Origin of the sequence: Thiohalocapsa halophila (assembly GCF_016583825.1) — a bacterium.
GTDB classification, from domain to species: domain Bacteria; phylum Pseudomonadota; class Gammaproteobacteria; order Chromatiales; family Chromatiaceae; genus Thiohalocapsa; species Thiohalocapsa halophila.
In genome coordinates this window covers 1-14966 of sequence record NZ_NRRV01000003.1, presented here as the reverse complement: position 1 = coordinate 14966, position 14966 = coordinate 1, and the positions used below count along the sequence as shown (strand labels likewise).

Annotated in this window: 16 protein-coding genes; 6 read left to right on the top strand and 10 right to left on the bottom strand. The window is 71.0% G+C overall.

The genetic code is table 11. The features are described from left to right. Positions 1-249: 249 nt before the first annotated feature. The 8 genes from CKO31_RS01920 to gshB form a co-directional block, all read right to left on the bottom strand. Complete coding sequence (locus CKO31_RS01920) at positions 250-1548, bottom strand: dihydroorotase (protein ID WP_200233542.1); 1299 nt, start codon at positions 1546-1548, stop codon at positions 250-252. Then, positions 1541-2581: an aspartate carbamoyltransferase catalytic subunit gene (locus CKO31_RS01915; RefSeq protein ID WP_322789072.1), complete on the bottom strand. Its 1041-nt coding sequence runs from the start codon at positions 2579-2581 to the stop codon at positions 1541-1543. The genes CKO31_RS01920 and CKO31_RS01915 overlap by 8 nt, the downstream gene beginning before the upstream one ends. Next, positions 2578-3174 carry a bifunctional pyr operon transcriptional regulator/uracil phosphoribosyltransferase PyrR gene (gene pyrR, locus CKO31_RS01910; RefSeq protein WP_200233540.1) on the bottom strand — a complete coding sequence of 199 codons (597 nt, stop codon included), beginning with the start codon at positions 3172-3174 and terminating at the stop codon, positions 2578-2580. The genes CKO31_RS01915 and pyrR overlap by 4 nt, the downstream gene beginning before the upstream one ends. Next, positions 3171-3629 (bottom strand): Holliday junction resolvase RuvX, encoded by a 459-nt coding sequence (gene ruvX, locus CKO31_RS01905; protein ID WP_200233538.1) that lies wholly within the window; start codon positions 3627-3629, stop codon positions 3171-3173. Before ruvX ends, pyrR begins: the two co-directional genes overlap by 4 nt. 89 nt (positions 3630-3718) lie before the next feature. Continuing rightward, complete coding sequence (locus tag CKO31_RS01900; protein ID WP_200233537.1) at positions 3719-4282, bottom strand: YqgE/AlgH family protein; 564 nt, start codon at positions 4280-4282, stop codon at positions 3719-3721. A gap of 55 nt (positions 4283-4337) precedes the next feature. Further along, positions 4338-5402 carry an energy transducer TonB gene (locus CKO31_RS01895; RefSeq protein WP_200233531.1) on the bottom strand — a complete coding sequence of 355 codons (1065 nt, stop codon included), beginning with the start codon at positions 5400-5402 and terminating at the stop codon, positions 4338-4340. A 7-nt stretch (positions 5403-5409) separates the two neighbouring features. After that, complete coding sequence (locus CKO31_RS01890; protein ID WP_200233529.1) at positions 5410-6513, bottom strand: FAD:protein FMN transferase; 1104 nt, start codon at positions 6511-6513, stop codon at positions 5410-5412. A 19-nt stretch (positions 6514-6532) separates the two neighbouring features. Beyond that, positions 6533-7486, bottom strand: coding sequence for a glutathione synthase (gene gshB, locus CKO31_RS01885; protein WP_200233526.1), 954 nt, complete (start codon positions 7484-7486; stop codon positions 6533-6535). Positions 7487-7688: 202 nt separating this feature from the next. On the opposite strand from gshB, the gene CKO31_RS01880 reads away from it, so the two are divergent. Then, positions 7689-8297, top strand: coding sequence for a chemotaxis protein CheW (locus CKO31_RS01880; RefSeq protein WP_200233525.1), 609 nt, complete (start codon positions 7689-7691; stop codon positions 8295-8297). Then, positions 8290-10386, top strand: coding sequence for a methyl-accepting chemotaxis protein (locus CKO31_RS01875; RefSeq protein WP_200233524.1), 2097 nt, complete (start codon positions 8290-8292; stop codon positions 10384-10386). The genes CKO31_RS01880 and CKO31_RS01875 overlap by 8 nt, the downstream gene beginning before the upstream one ends. Positions 10387-10761: 375 nt before the next feature. Here CKO31_RS01875 and CKO31_RS01870 read toward each other — a convergent pair whose 3' ends face one another. Then, on the bottom strand, positions 10762-11553 hold the full coding sequence (locus CKO31_RS01870; protein ID WP_322789071.1) for an efflux RND transporter periplasmic adaptor subunit: 792 nt from the start codon (positions 11551-11553) through the stop codon (positions 10762-10764). Next, on the bottom strand, positions 11550-12560 hold the full coding sequence (locus tag CKO31_RS01865) for a TolC family protein (RefSeq protein ID WP_242475071.1): 1011 nt from the start codon (positions 12558-12560) through the stop codon (positions 11550-11552). The genes CKO31_RS01870 and CKO31_RS01865 overlap by 4 nt, the downstream gene beginning before the upstream one ends. A gap of 229 nt (positions 12561-12789) precedes the next feature. On the opposite strand from CKO31_RS01865, the gene ybgC reads away from it, so the two are divergent. The 4 genes from ybgC to tolA form a co-directional block, all read left to right on the top strand. Then, positions 12790-13236, top strand: coding sequence for a tol-pal system-associated acyl-CoA thioesterase (gene ybgC, locus CKO31_RS01860; protein WP_200233522.1), 447 nt, complete (start codon positions 12790-12792; stop codon positions 13234-13236). Then, a complete protein-coding gene (gene tolQ, locus CKO31_RS01855; RefSeq protein ID WP_200233519.1) occupies positions 13226-13930 on the top strand; it encodes a protein TolQ in 705 nt (234 codons plus the stop codon). The genes ybgC and tolQ overlap by 11 nt, the downstream gene beginning before the upstream one ends. After that, positions 13927-14382: a protein TolR gene (gene tolR, locus CKO31_RS01850; protein ID WP_200233513.1), complete on the top strand. Its 456-nt coding sequence runs from the start codon at positions 13927-13929 to the stop codon at positions 14380-14382. The genes tolQ and tolR overlap by 4 nt, the downstream gene beginning before the upstream one ends. A 9-nt stretch (positions 14383-14391) precedes the next feature. Next, a partial coding sequence (gene tolA, locus CKO31_RS01845) for a cell envelope integrity protein TolA (RefSeq protein WP_200233511.1) occupies positions 14392-14966 on the top strand: 575 nt, incomplete at its 3' end.

The window sequence follows — 14966 nt, the reverse complement described above, 5'->3', positions numbered from 1 at the left end:
GCTCAGCGCCGACCTACGGGGGGCACGTAGGTCGGTGCCGACGACAGGAGGCCCGACGCGTCCGCAACATGGGTCTTGGGTGCCCGGAGCCAGCCGCTTGCGTCGGGCTCGGCTGGGGGTCGGCCCGGCCGGTAGCCCCGTGCTCCCCCGGCTTGCGCCGGAGCCGGCAGTAGCAAGTGTCGCGTTGCAGCGTAATGCCACAGCGCAGGCAGGCCCGCGATTCGGGTGGCAGGGCCTGACGCCCGGCCCTCAGCCTTCGTGTACCACCCGGCCGGCGAGCAGGGTCCAGCGCACCCGGCCGGTCAGCTCGATACCGCGCAGCGGGGTGTTTTTGCCGCGGCTCACCAGGGTGTCCTCGCCCACCACCCAGCGGGCGTGTGGGTCGAAGACGCAGACATCGGCCACGGCGCCCGGCTGTAGACGGCCCAGCGGTCGGTCGAGGATGGCCGCCGGGTTGGCGGTGACGCAGGCGATAGCGTCGCACAGGTCCAGCACCTCGTCGCGCACTAGGCCGAGCACCAGCGGCAGCAGGGTCTCCAGCGCGGACATGCCGGGCTCGGTCTGCGGAAACGGGCTCAGCTTGGCGTCCGGCTCGTGGGGCTGGTGATCGGAGCAGATGGCGGTGATCTCGCCGGCGGCCACTGCTGCCCGCAGGGCGTCTCGGTCGGCGGCGGTGCGAAGCGGCGGGATAAGGTGCGCGTCGGCGTTGAAGCCGGCCACGGCGTCTTCGGTGAGCCAGAGCTGGTGGGCGGCGACGTCCGCGCTCACTGGCAGGCCGCGGCTGCGGGCCTCCGCCAGCATGGCCGTGGCCCTGGCCGTGGAGAGGCCGCGGAAGTGCACCCGAGCGCCGGTCTGCTCCGCCAGCGCCAGGTCGCGGGCGACGCCGAGCACCTCCGCCGCCTCCGGAATGCCGGGCAAGCCCAGCTGGGTGGCCACCAGGCCCTCGTGCACCATGCCGCCTTCGCTCAAATAGGCGTCCGCCGGGTGTAGGAAGGTGCCGAGGCCGTAGGTGCTGGCGTACTCCAGCGCCCGGCGCAGTACCCGGGTGTTGCGCACCGGGCGGTCGGCGTTGCTCATGACCGGGCAGCCCGCGAGCTTGAGCGCCGCCATCTCGCTGATGTGCTCACCGTCCAGCCCGCGGGTGAGCGCCCCCGCCGGCAGCACCCGGGCGTGGCCGCGCTCTTCGGCGAGCTGGCGGATCAGCTGGGCCACCGCCGGCGTGTCCACCGGCGGCAGGGTGTCCGGCGGGCAGCACAGGGTGGTGATGCCGGCGGCGGCGGCGGCGCGGGTCTCGCTGGCGACGGTGGCCTTGTGCTCCTGCCCGGGTTGGCGCAGCCGGGCGCTCACGTCCACCAGGCCGGGGCAGACCACGAGCCCGGTGGCGTCGATGACCTGCTGCGCATCGAAGCCCGCCGGGGCCTCGCCCAGGCCGGCAATGGCGCCGCCCGCCAGGTGCAGGTCCATGACGGCGTCGATGTCGGCGGCGGGGTCGATGATCCGCCCTCCGCGAATGCTGATGGGATGGGCGGCGGCGGACGTGTCAGACATCGCCGACCTCCGCCGGCGGCTGCTGCCCGGCGGCGTGCAGCCACAGGTTCTGGGTGCCGATGCACATGGACATCACCGCCATGCGCACGGCGAGGCCGTTGCTCACCTGCTCCAGGATCACCGAGCGCTCGCCGTCGGCGACGCTGGAGTCCATCTCCACGCCGCGGTTGATGGGCCCCGGATGCATGACGATGGCATCGGGCGCCGCCAGGCCCAGGCGCTTGTCGGTGAGCCCGAACAGATGAAAGTACTCGTGCTCGCTCGGCAGGAAGCCGCCGTCCATGCGCTCGTGCTGGAGGCGCAGCAGGATGATGACGTCCACGCCGCGCAGGCCGGCGCGCAGGTCGTGGAAGACACGCACGCCGAGCGCCTCCTCCGAGCGCGCCGGCACCAGGGTACTCGGGCCGATGGCGCGGACCTCGGCGACGCCCAGGGTGTTGAGCGCCGTGATCTGCGAGCGCGCCACCCGCGAGTGCAGCACGTCGCCGATGATGGCCACCGTCAGCCCCTCGAAGCCGCCCTTGTGGGCGCGGATGGTGAACATGTCGAGCATGGCCTGGGTGGGGTGCGAATAGCAGCCGTCTCCGGCGTTGATCACGGCCACCGGCGCTGCCGCATGGGTCGCGATGAAGTGCGCGGCCCCGCTGTCGGCATGGCGCACGACGAACATGTCCACGTGCATCGCCTCCAGGTTGCGCAGGGTGTCCAGCAGGGTCTCGCCCTTGGCGGTGGCCGAGGTGCTGATGTTGAGGTTCAGCACGTCCGCGGACAGGCGCTTGGCCGCGAGCTCGAAGGTGGTGCGGGTACGGGTGCTGGTCTCGAAAAAGAGATTGGCGATGATCTTGCCGCGGCACAGCGGCACCTTCTTGACCGCCTGCCGGGCGACGCCGAGAAAGCCCTCGGCGCGGTCCAGGATGTCCGTCAGCAGGGAGCGCTCCAGCCCGTCCAGGGTGAGGAAATGCTTGAGGTTGCCCTGCGCGTCCAATTGCAGCGCCGCGGCCTGCTCCTGCTGCGTGGGGGTCGGAGCGATCACGGCGCGGCATCCTCCGCAACGCTGCGGCCCCCCGGTGGCGGGCTGCCGCGGTAGAGCGTCAGTGGGTCGGGACCGGCGAGCTTCAGGTGCTCCCCCGGCGCGAGATCCGCGTGTAGGCCCACGACATTGGGCTCGACTGGCAGCTCGCGGCCGCTGCGCTCCGCGAGCACCGCCAGCAGCACCGAGGCCGGGCGACCATAATCGAAGAGCACGTTCAGCGCCGCGCGGATGGTGCGCCCGGACTGGAGCACGTCGTCCACCAGCACGATGTGACGGTCGTCCACGGCCACCGGCAGATGCGACGGGCGCACCCGTGGGTGCATGCCGATGCGGGTGAAGTCGTCGCGGTAGAAGGAGATATCCAGATGCCCCAGCGGCTCGGTGAGCCCGAGCAGAGCGTGCAGGCGCTCGGCCACCCAGACCCCGCCGGTGTGGATGCCGATCATCAGCGGCGCGTGAGCGCCGCGCGCCGAGAGCAGGGTATCCAGCGCCTGCGCCATGTCGGTGATGGCGGCCTCCACGGCGGCCGTGTCCCGATACAGGCTGGTGGCGGGGCCGGGACTGGGAGTGTCCGGAGAATCGGTGGCGGTCATGGGCGCGTGTCGGTGAGCCAGGTTTCCAGGATGAGCTTGGCGGCGTAGGCGTCGAGTGCGTCCCTGTCCCGGCTGCCGTGCTGCCGGCGTTTGCCGCGGCCGGCATTGGGCCCCGGGAAGCGCCCTTCACTGCCGAGGGCGCGCTCGGCGGCGATGGTGGTGAGGCGCTCGTCCACCAGGTGCACCGGCATGGCGAAGCGCCCCGTCAGCTGGCGGGCGAAGCGGCGCACCGGTTCCGCCAGGGTCTCTTCTTCGGTGTCGTCCATGTTGAACGGCAGGCCCAGCACCGCGGCCTCCGGGCGCCATTCGCGGATCAAAGCCTCGATGGCGGTCCAATCGGGCTTGCTGCCGCGGTGGCGCAGCGTCGTCAGCGGGCTGGCGGTGCCGGTGACCGTCTGGCCCACGGCGACGCCGATCTTGCGGGTGCCGAAGTCGAAGCCGAGCAGCGTGCCCAACGCATCCCGCCCCGGGGCGGCTCTAGGCGCTCCGGCCGGTGCTGCGGCGCAACCGCCTAGCCCCTAGTCCCTCGACCCTCGACCCTGCCTCAAGCATGCCCCGCCTCGCCGCTCAGTAGGTTCATGTCGATGCCGAGGAGCTGCGCGGCGGCAAGCCAGCGCTCTCCTGGGGGCCGCGAGAACAGGATTTGGGCGTTCGCCGGCCCGCTCAGCCAGGCGTTGGCGCTGAGCTCCTCCTCAAGCTGACCACCGCCCCAGCCGGCATAGCCCAGTGCTACCAGGCACTGCGCCGGCCCTTGACCGTCGGCGATGGCTTCCAGGACGTCTTTGGATGTGGTGACGCGCAGATCCGGCGTGACCGTCAGCGTGGAGTCGTACTCCGCCGGGCCGGGGTGGATGACGAAGCCCCGGTCCGTCTGCACCGGCCCGCCGAGGAAGACCTGGGCGTCGCTGACGCCGGCGACGCTGGGGGCGATATCCAGCTGCTCCAGCACTTCGCCGAGCTTGATGTCCATGGGGCGGTTGATGATGATGCCCATGGCCCCCTGCTCGGTGTGCTCGCAGACATAGGTGACCGTTCGCGAGAAGTTCGGGTCGTTCAGGCCCGGCATCGCGATCAGGAAATGGTTGGTCAGTGAAGTGGCAAAGCTCATGGTCCTAGTATCCTGGGGTGCCCGCTCGCTGGCAAGCGCGCGCGGCGGCGTGGGGTCAATCGTTCCAGCCGAGCCGATGATTGCGCTGGAATTGCCAGACGCGCGTGATGTCCAGCACGTCTGTCTCGGCCTCGATGTCGTCCGGGAAGGGCGCGAAGGGCGCCGCGAGGCGGACGATGTTAACGGCCGCGTCGTCCAGCACCCTGTGCCCCGAGGAGCGCACCACGCGCACCCCCTCCAGGCTGCCGTCGGCGCGCACCGCCACATGCAGGATCAGGCTGCCGAATAGGGCCTTTTCTTTTGCCTCCTGCGGGTAGTTCAGATTGCCGATGCGCTCCACTTTGCGCCGCCAGGCCTCCATGTAAGACGCATAGCGGTACTCCTTGGTGCTGGTGCTGATGGCCTTGCGCCGCTCGCGGCCGGCGGCGGCGTTGCGGGCGCTGATGCGGGCGTTCAGCGCCGCGATTTCGTCGCCGCGGCTGGCGAAGATGGCGCTGGCGTCCGGTGTGCGGGCGTCCGGTGCGCTGGCGGGCTCGGGTGCCGGGGCCTGCAGGTCCGGCAGGGGCACCGACTCGCCGAGGCCAGAGAGGATGCCGGCCATGGTCTCGGGGGTGTTCTCCAGCAGCTGCCGGGTGGGCGCCGTATCCGCCGGTGTGTCGGCGCCCGGCGCCCGCGGCCCGCGTTGGGATGCCGTGGGCTGAGTCTGCTGAGGTTGCGGCTGGGCAGCAAGCTCTGCTGCGTCAGCGGCTGTCGCGGTGTCTGCGGCGGGAGGCTCTTCATGGGCTGTCGGCGGGAGATCGGGCACCTCCGGCGGTGCCTCCGCGGTCGTGCCCGCGGCTACCTCCGGTAGCGGCACCGCGGTCTCGCCGGCCCGGTCTACTTGTGCGCGCACGACATCCGGCGGGGGCTCGGCGGCGACGCGCGCCAGCCGCTCGACGGTCATCAGCTCCAGGGTGCGCACCGGGGACGGCGGCGGCTCGGGCAGCTCGAAACCGATGCCGAGCAGCACCAGCACATGGACGGCCAAAGCAGCGGCCACGGCCCAGGGCATGGCGCCGCGCAGCCTGGCGGCCTTTCCGTCTCCATGACCAAGCGCCGTGCTGGGTGCGAGGCCCTGCATGGCGGGCTCAGGCGCCGGCGTCGCCCGTGTCCGTGGGCGTCTCCAGGCGTAGGAGGGCGACGTCGGTGCGCTCGTCGATGAGCTTGAGGCGCTCGGCCATGGCCGGCGTCATGTGCACGGTCCCGGCGTCGTCAATGAGCAGTACATAGCGCAAGTCGAGCCGCTGGGCGATGTCGCCCCAGGCCTTGAGTCCAGCCACCATCAGCGCATCGGCCGCAGCGTCGGCGACGGCGGCGGAGCCCTCGTGCATGACCGTCACGGCCTGCAGGCCTGCGGCGGGCCGGCCGCTGCGCGGGTCAATGACATCGTGATAGGTCTGGCCGTCGTAGATGAAGTTGCGCGCATGGATACTGCTGGTGAACACGGCCATGTCGCCCACCACGTCGATGATGCCGAGCACGCCGGCGCCGCTGCCGCGGCGCACCGGCACCCGCCAGGGCCGGCCGGCGCGGTCGCCCATGGTGCGCACGTCGCCGCTGCGGTTGAGCATGGCATGGCGGATACCGCGCTCGCGGAGGTTGCTCATGGCGAGGTCCATGGCATAACCGATTTCGATGCCGTCGAAGTCCAGCCGCACCGCGGCGCTGTCGCTCTGCAGCATGATGCCGTCGAGATAGAGGTCCGCCATGGTCGGCGCCTGGGCCACCAGGCGCTCGATGGCGGCAGCCGCCGGCGGCGGGCGGCATTCGGGCTCCGGCGCGTCGAAGCCCCAAAGGCGCAGCAGATGGCCGATGGCGGGGTTGAACAGGTCCCTTGTCTTCAGCGCCAGCGCTTGGCTCTGTCGCACCAGCGGCAGCAGCGACGGCGGTGCGGCGAAGGGCTCGCCCTTGGGTAACAGCTCATTGACCCGGGTCATGGGACCGGGGTCCCAGGCATCGGTGGCATAGTCCAGAAACAGGAAGTCCTGCTCGACTTCGGCAGAAGCCTCCTGGGCGTCTTCCTTCAGCTTGCCGACGATGCTCAAGTCCACCGCGGCGTCGAAGGCGACGAACTGGGTGGTGTAGACCGGCGTCTCGGCGCCCCGGCAGCCCACCAGCAGGGCCAGCGCCACTGCGGCGAGCAATGGCCCCGGCGGCGCCGGCGCAGCGGGAGGTACGGCCGAGCGGAGCATGGGGCCGGTGCGCGGGCGCTCAGCGCGCACCGAGTCGTGCCTCGATGCAGGCCATCAGATCGCCGGCGATGTCTGTGCCGTAGGCGCGGTCGATTTCGCGGATGCAGGTGGGACTGGTGATGTTCACTTCCGTCAGGTAGTCGCCGATGACGTCGAGGCCCGCGAAGAGCACGCCGCGGGCGCGCAGCTCGGGTCCGACCCGGCCGGCGATTGCGCGCTCGCGGTCGTTGATGGGTGCGGGCTCGGCCCGGGCACCGGCGGCGAGGTTACCGCGCGCATCGTCCGCCGACGGAATCCGCGCCAGCACATAGGGCACCGGCTCGCCGTCGACCATGAGCACGCGCCGATCGCCGCGGGTGATCTCGGGGATGTAGCGCTGCGCCATGCAGAAGCGCCGGCCGTAGTCGGTCAGGGTCTCGATGATGACGCCGGTATTGGGGTCGCCGGTGCGCACGCGAAAGATAGAGCGCCCGCCCATGGCGTCCAGCGGTTTCAGCACGGTGTCCTGGTGCCCGGCGATGAACTCGCGCAGGACAGCGGCGCTGCGGGTGACCGTCAGCGGCGGCGCGCAGTCCGGAAAGCGAGCCGTGAAGACCTTCTCGTTGGCGTCGCGCAGCGTGCGCGGCTGGTTCACCACCAGGCAGCCGGCCGCTTCCGCTAGCTCCAGCAGATAGGTGGCGTAGACATACTCCATGTCGAAGGGCGGGTCCTTGCGCATGAGCACGCTGTCCAACGCATGCAGCGGTCGGCGCTCCGGCTCGCCGAGGGTGAACCAGCCGGCCGCGTCGTCGGTGACCGCCAGTGGGTGCATACGCGCCTGGGCCGCGCCGTCGAGCAGGCACAGGTCCGCAAGCTCCATGTACCACAGGGACCAGCCCCGGCGTTGGGCCGCCAGCAACATCGCGAAGGTGCTGTCCTTCGCGATCTTGATGGAGCCGATGGGGTCCATGACGACGCCGACTTCTCGTTTCATCCGCCCAGTCTAACCCAAGCGTCGGGACGACTCAGCCCGCAGCGGCGGCGCCGCGCTGCGGCCGGAAGCGCATTGCGGCTCGTGACAGCCCTTGCTAAGGTCCTCGTCGGTGGTGAGGGTTTCCCCGACCTCGCGCCGGCGCCCGAGGTTAGCGCACTGGCGGCCATGGGCGCACCGCGTATTCCCGAGTCCCCCTCGATCCATGAGCCAGAACAGCGTCGCGGCGGCGGACCGCCTGAGTGCACACCTGCGCGAGCTCGAGCAGCGCGGCGGCGAGCGCGCGGCGGCGCTGCGGGCCGCCGACGCCCCGCCGCAGCGCCAGCACGGACTGCTGTTCCGGCTCGGCGACTATCGGCTGCTGACCCCCGTCGAGCGTCTGCTCGGTGTCTGGCCCTTGCCGCGGGCCGTGACCACCGTGCCGGGCACCGCGCGCTGGGTGCTCGGGGTCGCCAGTCATCGCGGCGAGCTCCTGCCGCTCTATGATCTGCGCGGCCTCCTGTTGGCCTACTACGCGGGCGTTCAGCGCCGCGGCATCGCGCTGATCGTGCCGGGCGCAAGCGCCACCTTCGGTGCGGTGGTGGACGCCGTCCTCGGGCTGCGGCGAACACTGCCGGCGTCGGCGGCGGCGCCCCGGTACGCGCCGGCGCTGTCGGCACTGGTCATCGGTGCCTGCGACTGCGAGGACGGCACCCTGGCACTCGTCGATCCGGCGGCCGTGGAATCGCTGCCGGCATTCGCGGCAGGCGCGCTCACCGGGTCCGCTGGCGCGCCGCAAGGGTGGGCCGCCGGGCGTGACCGCCGCGATGCGTGATCGGGGCACTCGCTCGCCGCCGACCGGCGGCGACCCGCTGGCGGGCGACGCGGTTGCGGCAGCGAGCTGGCCGCAGCACCTTATCACCGTTCTGCTCGTCCTTGGCATGCTGGTGGCCGTCGGATTGGCCATCACCAAGCTGCTGGAGCGTGAGCGCGGCGGCCCGCAGCTAGAGCGCGACCTGCGCGCGCTCGGTCAGGAGCGCCGCGTCGCCGGGCAAGTCGCCGACGCCGCCGCCGTTGCCGCGCGCGGCGAGGCGCCCGGCTTCCGGCGCCTGCGCGAGCACCGCGCCGCGCTGCAGGCGCTGCACCACGAGACCTTGACGTCGAGGGTTAAAGCACTCCCCGGCCCTCCTGGGGCGCAAATCCGGGCCCTAGCGGAGTCTGCCGACGCGGCCCGGATCAGGCTCAGTGCCGACGCCGAGCGCATGCTCGACGCGCGCGCGGCGGTGCTCGGCTTCTACGAGCGCGCCGGCGCCCTGCGCGCCCGTATCCGCGAGCTCGGCAGCGCCCTGCGGAGCGTCGCGGACTCCCTCGTCGCCGCCGGTGCGCCCGCGCAGCAGGTGCTGGATGCCGGCTTGCAGATGGCGCGGCTGCAGCGCATGCACGCTGCGCTGTCGGCGCTCCAGCGCGGCGGCGACGGCGCCGCGGCTGCTTTGGAGCAGGCCGCCGCGGCGGCCCACGAGATGGAGGTGGCCCTGGATGCCCTGCGCCGGGCGCAGCCGGCCGCGGATGCCCCGGAGGCTGATCAGCGACGCGAAGCGGTAAATACGGCGTGGCAGCTGTATCGCTCCCTGCGCGTCGATACCGAGCGCATGGTGGCGTCGGTGCCGCAGGTGCGCCCGGCATTGGCCGCCGCCGACGCCGCCGCGAAGGACGCGCAGGCGCTGCGCGCGTCGCTGGACCAGCTCATCGCCGGTCTGCACGGCGAGCCGGGTCCGGTGACTGTGACGGGCCTCGATGCCGGAATCGAATCGGCACTGGCCTTCGCGGCCGTGGCATTGGTCTTGCTTGGGCTCCTAGTCCTCCAGCAGCTGCTGCGAGCGCGCCGGCGTGTGCACGCTTTGCAGGCACAGAACATCGCCAACCGCCGCGCCATCGACGCGCTGCTGGACGAGATGAGCGGCCTCGCCGACGGCGATCTCACCGTGGAGGCCAAGGTCACCGCGGACGCCACGGGCGCCGTGGCGGAGACGGTCAATTACGGTGTCAGGGCGCTGCGCGGGTTGGTGACCACCATCAAGCACACCTCGGCGCGGCTGGACGATTCCGCGCAGCACACCCGCGGCGTCGCCAAGCAGCTCGCCGAGGGCAGCGACGCCCAGGCGTGGCAGATCGCGCAGGCCAGCGAGGCCATCAGCTCCATGACCGGCGCCATCGACACCATCGCCCGCGACGCCGCCGAATCCGCCGCCGTCGCCAACCGCTCCGTCGACGTCGCCGGCCGCGGCGCGCAGGCGGTACGCGACACCATCACCGGCATGAGCGAGATCCGCGGCCGGATCCAGGAGACGTCCAAGCGCATCCGCCGCCTCGGCGACAGCTCCCAAGAGATCGGCGAGATGGTGGAGCTCATCGACGACATCGCCGATCAAACCAACATCCTGGCGCTGAACGCCGCCATGCAGGCGGCCATGGCCGGCGAGGCGGGCCGCGGCTTCGCCGTCGTGGCGGACGAGGTGCAGCGCCTGGCCGAGCGCTCCGGCAACGCCACCAAGCAGATCGATGCCATCGTGCGCACCATCCGCCGCGATACCAACGAGGCGGTGCGCTCCATGGAAGCGAGCATGAGCGGCGTGGACAGCGGCGCCGGGGTCGCCGAGAACGCCGGCAGCGCGCTGCGGGAGATCGAGAACGTCTCCAGCTACATCGCCGAGCTGACGCGGCGCATCGCCGACTCCGCCGGGCACGAGTCCCGCGAGGCCGTCCGGGTCAACGAAACCGTCAAGTCCATCCAGGCCATCACCCAGGAGAGCACCCGCGGCAGCCGCGCCACCGCCGAGGCCGTGGAGGCCCTGGCCGCCCTGGCGCTGGAGCTGCGCCACTCCGTGGCCGGCTTCAAGCTGCCGCCGGCGGGCGATGACGGTTAAGGCCCGCGCTTGCGCAACCATAGAGCCCAGACAAAAGAAACCCCGGTGCTCGGGGGAGGCCACCGGGGTAACGTTTCCCGATTGCTCGGGAAAAGGTCCGCCGGGAGGGGGAAAGCCCGACGGACCTGCGCCGATCAGCGCCTGAATATTCAGACTCTGCTGTCGGGTATTTGTTCCAAGTTTTTCAAACGGGCGCTTGAATTATTGGTCCGCTCGTCGGCTGTGTGACGCCGCCTGTCATTGATCGTGCCCCGCTGCGGTGCGTAGAGGGGTTGAGCGCCGGCGAAGCCCGACACCGGCAACGACAAGGAGCAGGGCAGCGCAGACGGGAGGCGGCGTCCGCGATGGCTCGGTCGGGCGTGGAAGCGCCAGAGGCTAGGGCAGGACGACTTTGACGAATTCCGACGGTCGCAGGATCTCGTCCGGGCGGGCATCGAAGACGACATCCAACTCGTAGACGGCGCCGGCCGGGTCGATGCGCACTGCTTCGACGCCGAGGCTGTAGACCGCAGCCGGCCGGCGCTCACCGCGAATGATGACGGCGGCTTCTTGCCCCGGGCGATAGCGCCGCAGCACCTCGGAGGTCACCAGCGCCCGGGCGAGCATGCGGTCGGTGGGGGCGACGGCCACCAGCGGTGCCTGCTGCAGGCTGGTGTAGATGACGGCGCCGTCGTAGGCGTTGCGCTCGACGACGATGCCCGTGAAGGGAGCGCGCAGCTCGGTGCGCTCGAGCATCACCTCGGCGGCGGCGACGGCGGCCCGCTCGGACTCGTGCTCCGCCAGCGCGGCGGCGTGGCCGAGCTCGGCGTCCTTGAGCTCCTCTGTGGCAATGAGCCCGCGATCGAAGAGCTCCTGCGCGCGGTCGAGCTCGCGGCGGGCGTCGTCCAGTGCCACGACGCCCCGCGCGAGTTGCGCCTGGGTCTCCAGGAGGCTCGCCCTGGCCTCGCGCTGGTCCATGCGCAACAGTAGGTCGCCGGCCTCGACGTGCTCGCCCATGGTCACCAAGACCTTGTCCACCACGCCGTTGGCCACCGCCCGCATCTCGACGCGGTCGACCCATTCGAGCCGGGCGCTCAGCTCCTGCGCCGCGGCCGCGCTCGCCGAGAGCAGTAGCGCCAGCAGGGTACGAAGGGCGGCGGCGCGCAGGCTGTTGCGCGCGCTTGTCACTGGCCGTTCTCCGGCGTGCCGGCGGCGTCCACAACGCCGACCGGCTTGCCCTGCAGGGCGTCCAGCTGCGCGCGGGTCAGGGTGCGGCAGAGCTCCACGGCCATGCGCTCGCGGCGGGCCTTGGTCTGTCGGCTCATGGAAAAGCCGAGGTCGGCGGTTACTTCCATCTCGTACATGGTGCGGCTTTGGTCCAGCTTGAGGTCGCGCCAGTCGGCCTCGATCCGGGTCTGCTCGGCGGCCACGGCCAGAAGCTCCAGGCGCTCCAGCAGCTCCAGCGCCTGCTGGCGCACGGCCATGGTCACCAGGGTGGCCTGCGCGGTGTCGGCGCCGTCGCGCAGCGCGCGGACGCGGGGGTTGTCGGCGAGAGCCGTTTCCACCACGGTGGTGAGCTCTGGCAGCGGCGCGTCTGTCGCCGGCGGCGCGTCCACCAGGTTCTTCGGCAGGTCTTCGGGTGTGCCCAGGGCTTGTGCCAGCAGCGAGCGGGTCACGCGGCGGGCGGCATCGCTGGCCGCGCGGCGGCGGCGGATCACCTGATAGGCGGCCTCCAGCTCCGCCACCGACAGCGGTGAGTACTGGCCGAGATCCCGGCGATTCTCGGCGCGGTCGAACTGGATATAGGCGACGGCCATGGCCTCGTTGTCGCGCATGTAGCTGAGATCCGCCAGCAGCACGTCGAAGAAGCGCTGCATGATCTCCAGCCGCTGCGCCGCTGCCGGCGGCAGCAGCCGCCCCCAGGCCGTGTCCCGCTCGGCATCCGCAGGCCGTGCATTGGCGAAGGCCAAGGTGTGACAGGCCAGGTGCAGGGGCTGCGGGCGCGGCGGCAGCCAGGAAGCGTCCGCAGCCTCCACCCGCGGATGGCCGTCCGCAAAGTCCAGCGCATGGGCCAGGGTCAGGGGGTCCGGTGGAGCGGCGGCGGCGAGATCGGTCGCCGCCAGCAGCAGCACCAGCGTGCAGAGCAGCCGGTGGTGGCGGCGTGCGGCGCGGGTGAGCCGGTTGGCATGCTGCATGGCGTAGGTGAAAAGCGCGGCGATGCTGGTTGCGACTGCCGGTCTGCCACCCGCCATCGGGCTGGCGCAGCCACGGCGCGCGAATCTCAGCACCGCAGGCTGCGCATTGCAAGCTGTCCGAGATTGCCCGACCGTCCGCCCCCTGTCTTGCCTGGTGCGGCTGTGCGGTGCTGGCGCTAACGGAGCATTGCGTTATCATACGGAGGTTTATCGCGGTGATTTCCAGCCCATGGCACCGGATCCAGGCCTGCTCCCCCAGGGCCGCCTCGGCGTGCGGGTGTACTACGAAGACACCGACGCCGGCGGCGTCGTCTACCACGCCCGCTATCTGCATTTCATGGAGCGAGCACGCACCGAATGGCTGCGCGCGCTGGGCTTCGAGCAGGACCGCCTGCGCGACGAATCGGGTGTGCTCTTCGCCGTGCGCCGAATGGATATCGGTTTTCTGTATCCGGCCCGATTCAACGACCGGCTATTGGTGGAGACGGCGGTCACGGGCCGCGGGCGCGCCAGTCTGGACTTCGCTCAAGCCGTGCTGCGCGAGGATGACAATCACCCCTGCTGCCGGGCCGCCGTCAACATCGCCTGCCTGGACGCCGAGCGGCTGCGCCCGGCGCGCATCCCCGAGGACATCATGACCGCCATTCTGTCGGAGAGTACTGCCCATGGGCGCTGAGCTGTCACTGCTGGACCTGGTGCTGCAAGCCAGCTTGATGGTGCAGCTGGTGCTGGTGGTGCTGGTGCTCGCCTCCGTGCTGTCCTGGGCCGCCATTTTCGAGCGCTCCCGGGTGCTGCAGCGGGCGCGCAATGCCGCCGACGACTTTGAGGGCCGCTTTTGGTCCGGCGGTGACCTGAGCGCCTTGTACCGCGAGCTGGGCCAGGGAGAGGGCAAGGGGCTCACCGGCCTCGCCGCCATCTTCCGTAATGGTTTTCGCGAATACGCCCGGCTGCGTAAGAACGACCCCGACGACACCATGGCCGTGATCATGGGCGCCGAGCGCTCCATGCGCGTGGCCCTGAGCCGGGAGATGGACCGATTGGAGAACAACCTGCCTTTTCTCGCGACGGTCGGCTCCGTGAGCCCCTACGTCGGTTTGTTCGGCACCGTCTGGGGCATCATGCACGCCTTCCATGCGCTGGGTAACGTTCAGCAGGCGACGCTGGCATTGGTGGCGCCCGGTATCTCCGAGGCCCTGGTGGCAACCGCCATCGGTCTGTTCGCGGCCATCCCGGCGGTGGTTGCCTACAACCGCTACTCCAATCAGGTGGAGCGGCTGAACAACCGCTATGAAGAGTTCATGGAGGAGTTTTCGACGCTGCTGCAGCGCCAGGGCCGCGGCGCCTCGGCCACCACGGGTCAGGCGGCATGAAGCGCAAGGAGCGCCGCCAGCGCCGCAAGCCCATGGCGGAGATCAATGTCGTCCCCTACATCGACGTCATGCTGGTGCTGCTGGTGATCTTCATGGTCACGGCGCCGCTCATTACTCAGGGCGTGAAGGTGGATCTGCCGCAGGCGGACGCGGACCCACAGCCGGGCGAGGGGGCGCTGCCGGTGGTGATCCACATCGACCAGTTCGGCGATGCCTATCTGGACCTCGGCGACAACGAGCTGCTGCCGGTGGACCAGCAGCTGCTCTTCGAGCGCCTGGTGGACGTGCTGGACGAGGCCCCCATGACCCCCATCATGGTGCGCGCGGACCAGTCCATCGACTACGGCCTGGTGGTGGATGCCATGGTGGCAGCGCAGGCGGCGGGCGCCCCGAGTGTCGGTCTGGTGACCCAGCCGCCACCCGGCGCTGAGGCGGCCCGCGGGCCGGGCTGACCGGGAGCCATGTGGCAGATCTGGACTCAGTACCCGAAGGCCTTCCTGTGGTCGCTGCTCCTGCATCTGACGCTCGCCGCCGTGATGTTCTTCGGCATCGACTGGCTGGTGCGCAGTCAGGAGCTGGGCGCCTTCGAGAACATGGTGCAGGCGCAGATGACGGTGACACCGGACATCGAGCGCCGCATCGAGGAGCTGCGCGCTACTGCCGCAGGCCCGCAGCCGACGGCAACCGAGTCCGAGCCCCCACCGCCGCCGACACCTGAGCCGCCGCAGAGCGAGCGCACCGCTGACGCCAACCGAGAGGCGGCCATGGCGCAGGCGGCGGAGCGGGCGCGTCAGCGCCAGGCCGAGTTGGAACGGCAAGCCGAGCTAGAGCGCCAGCAGCAAGCCGAGCTGGAGCGCCAGCAGCAAGCTGAGATGGAGCGCCAACGCCAGGCCGAGCTAGAGCGCCAACGCGAGGCCGAAGCAGAAGCCCGCCGCCGCGCCGAGGATGAGGTGCGCCGCAAGGTGGCCGAAGAGGCCGCCCGTCGCGCGGCGGAAGAAGCCCGCCGCCGCGCCGAGCAGGAGGCCCGCCGCCAGGC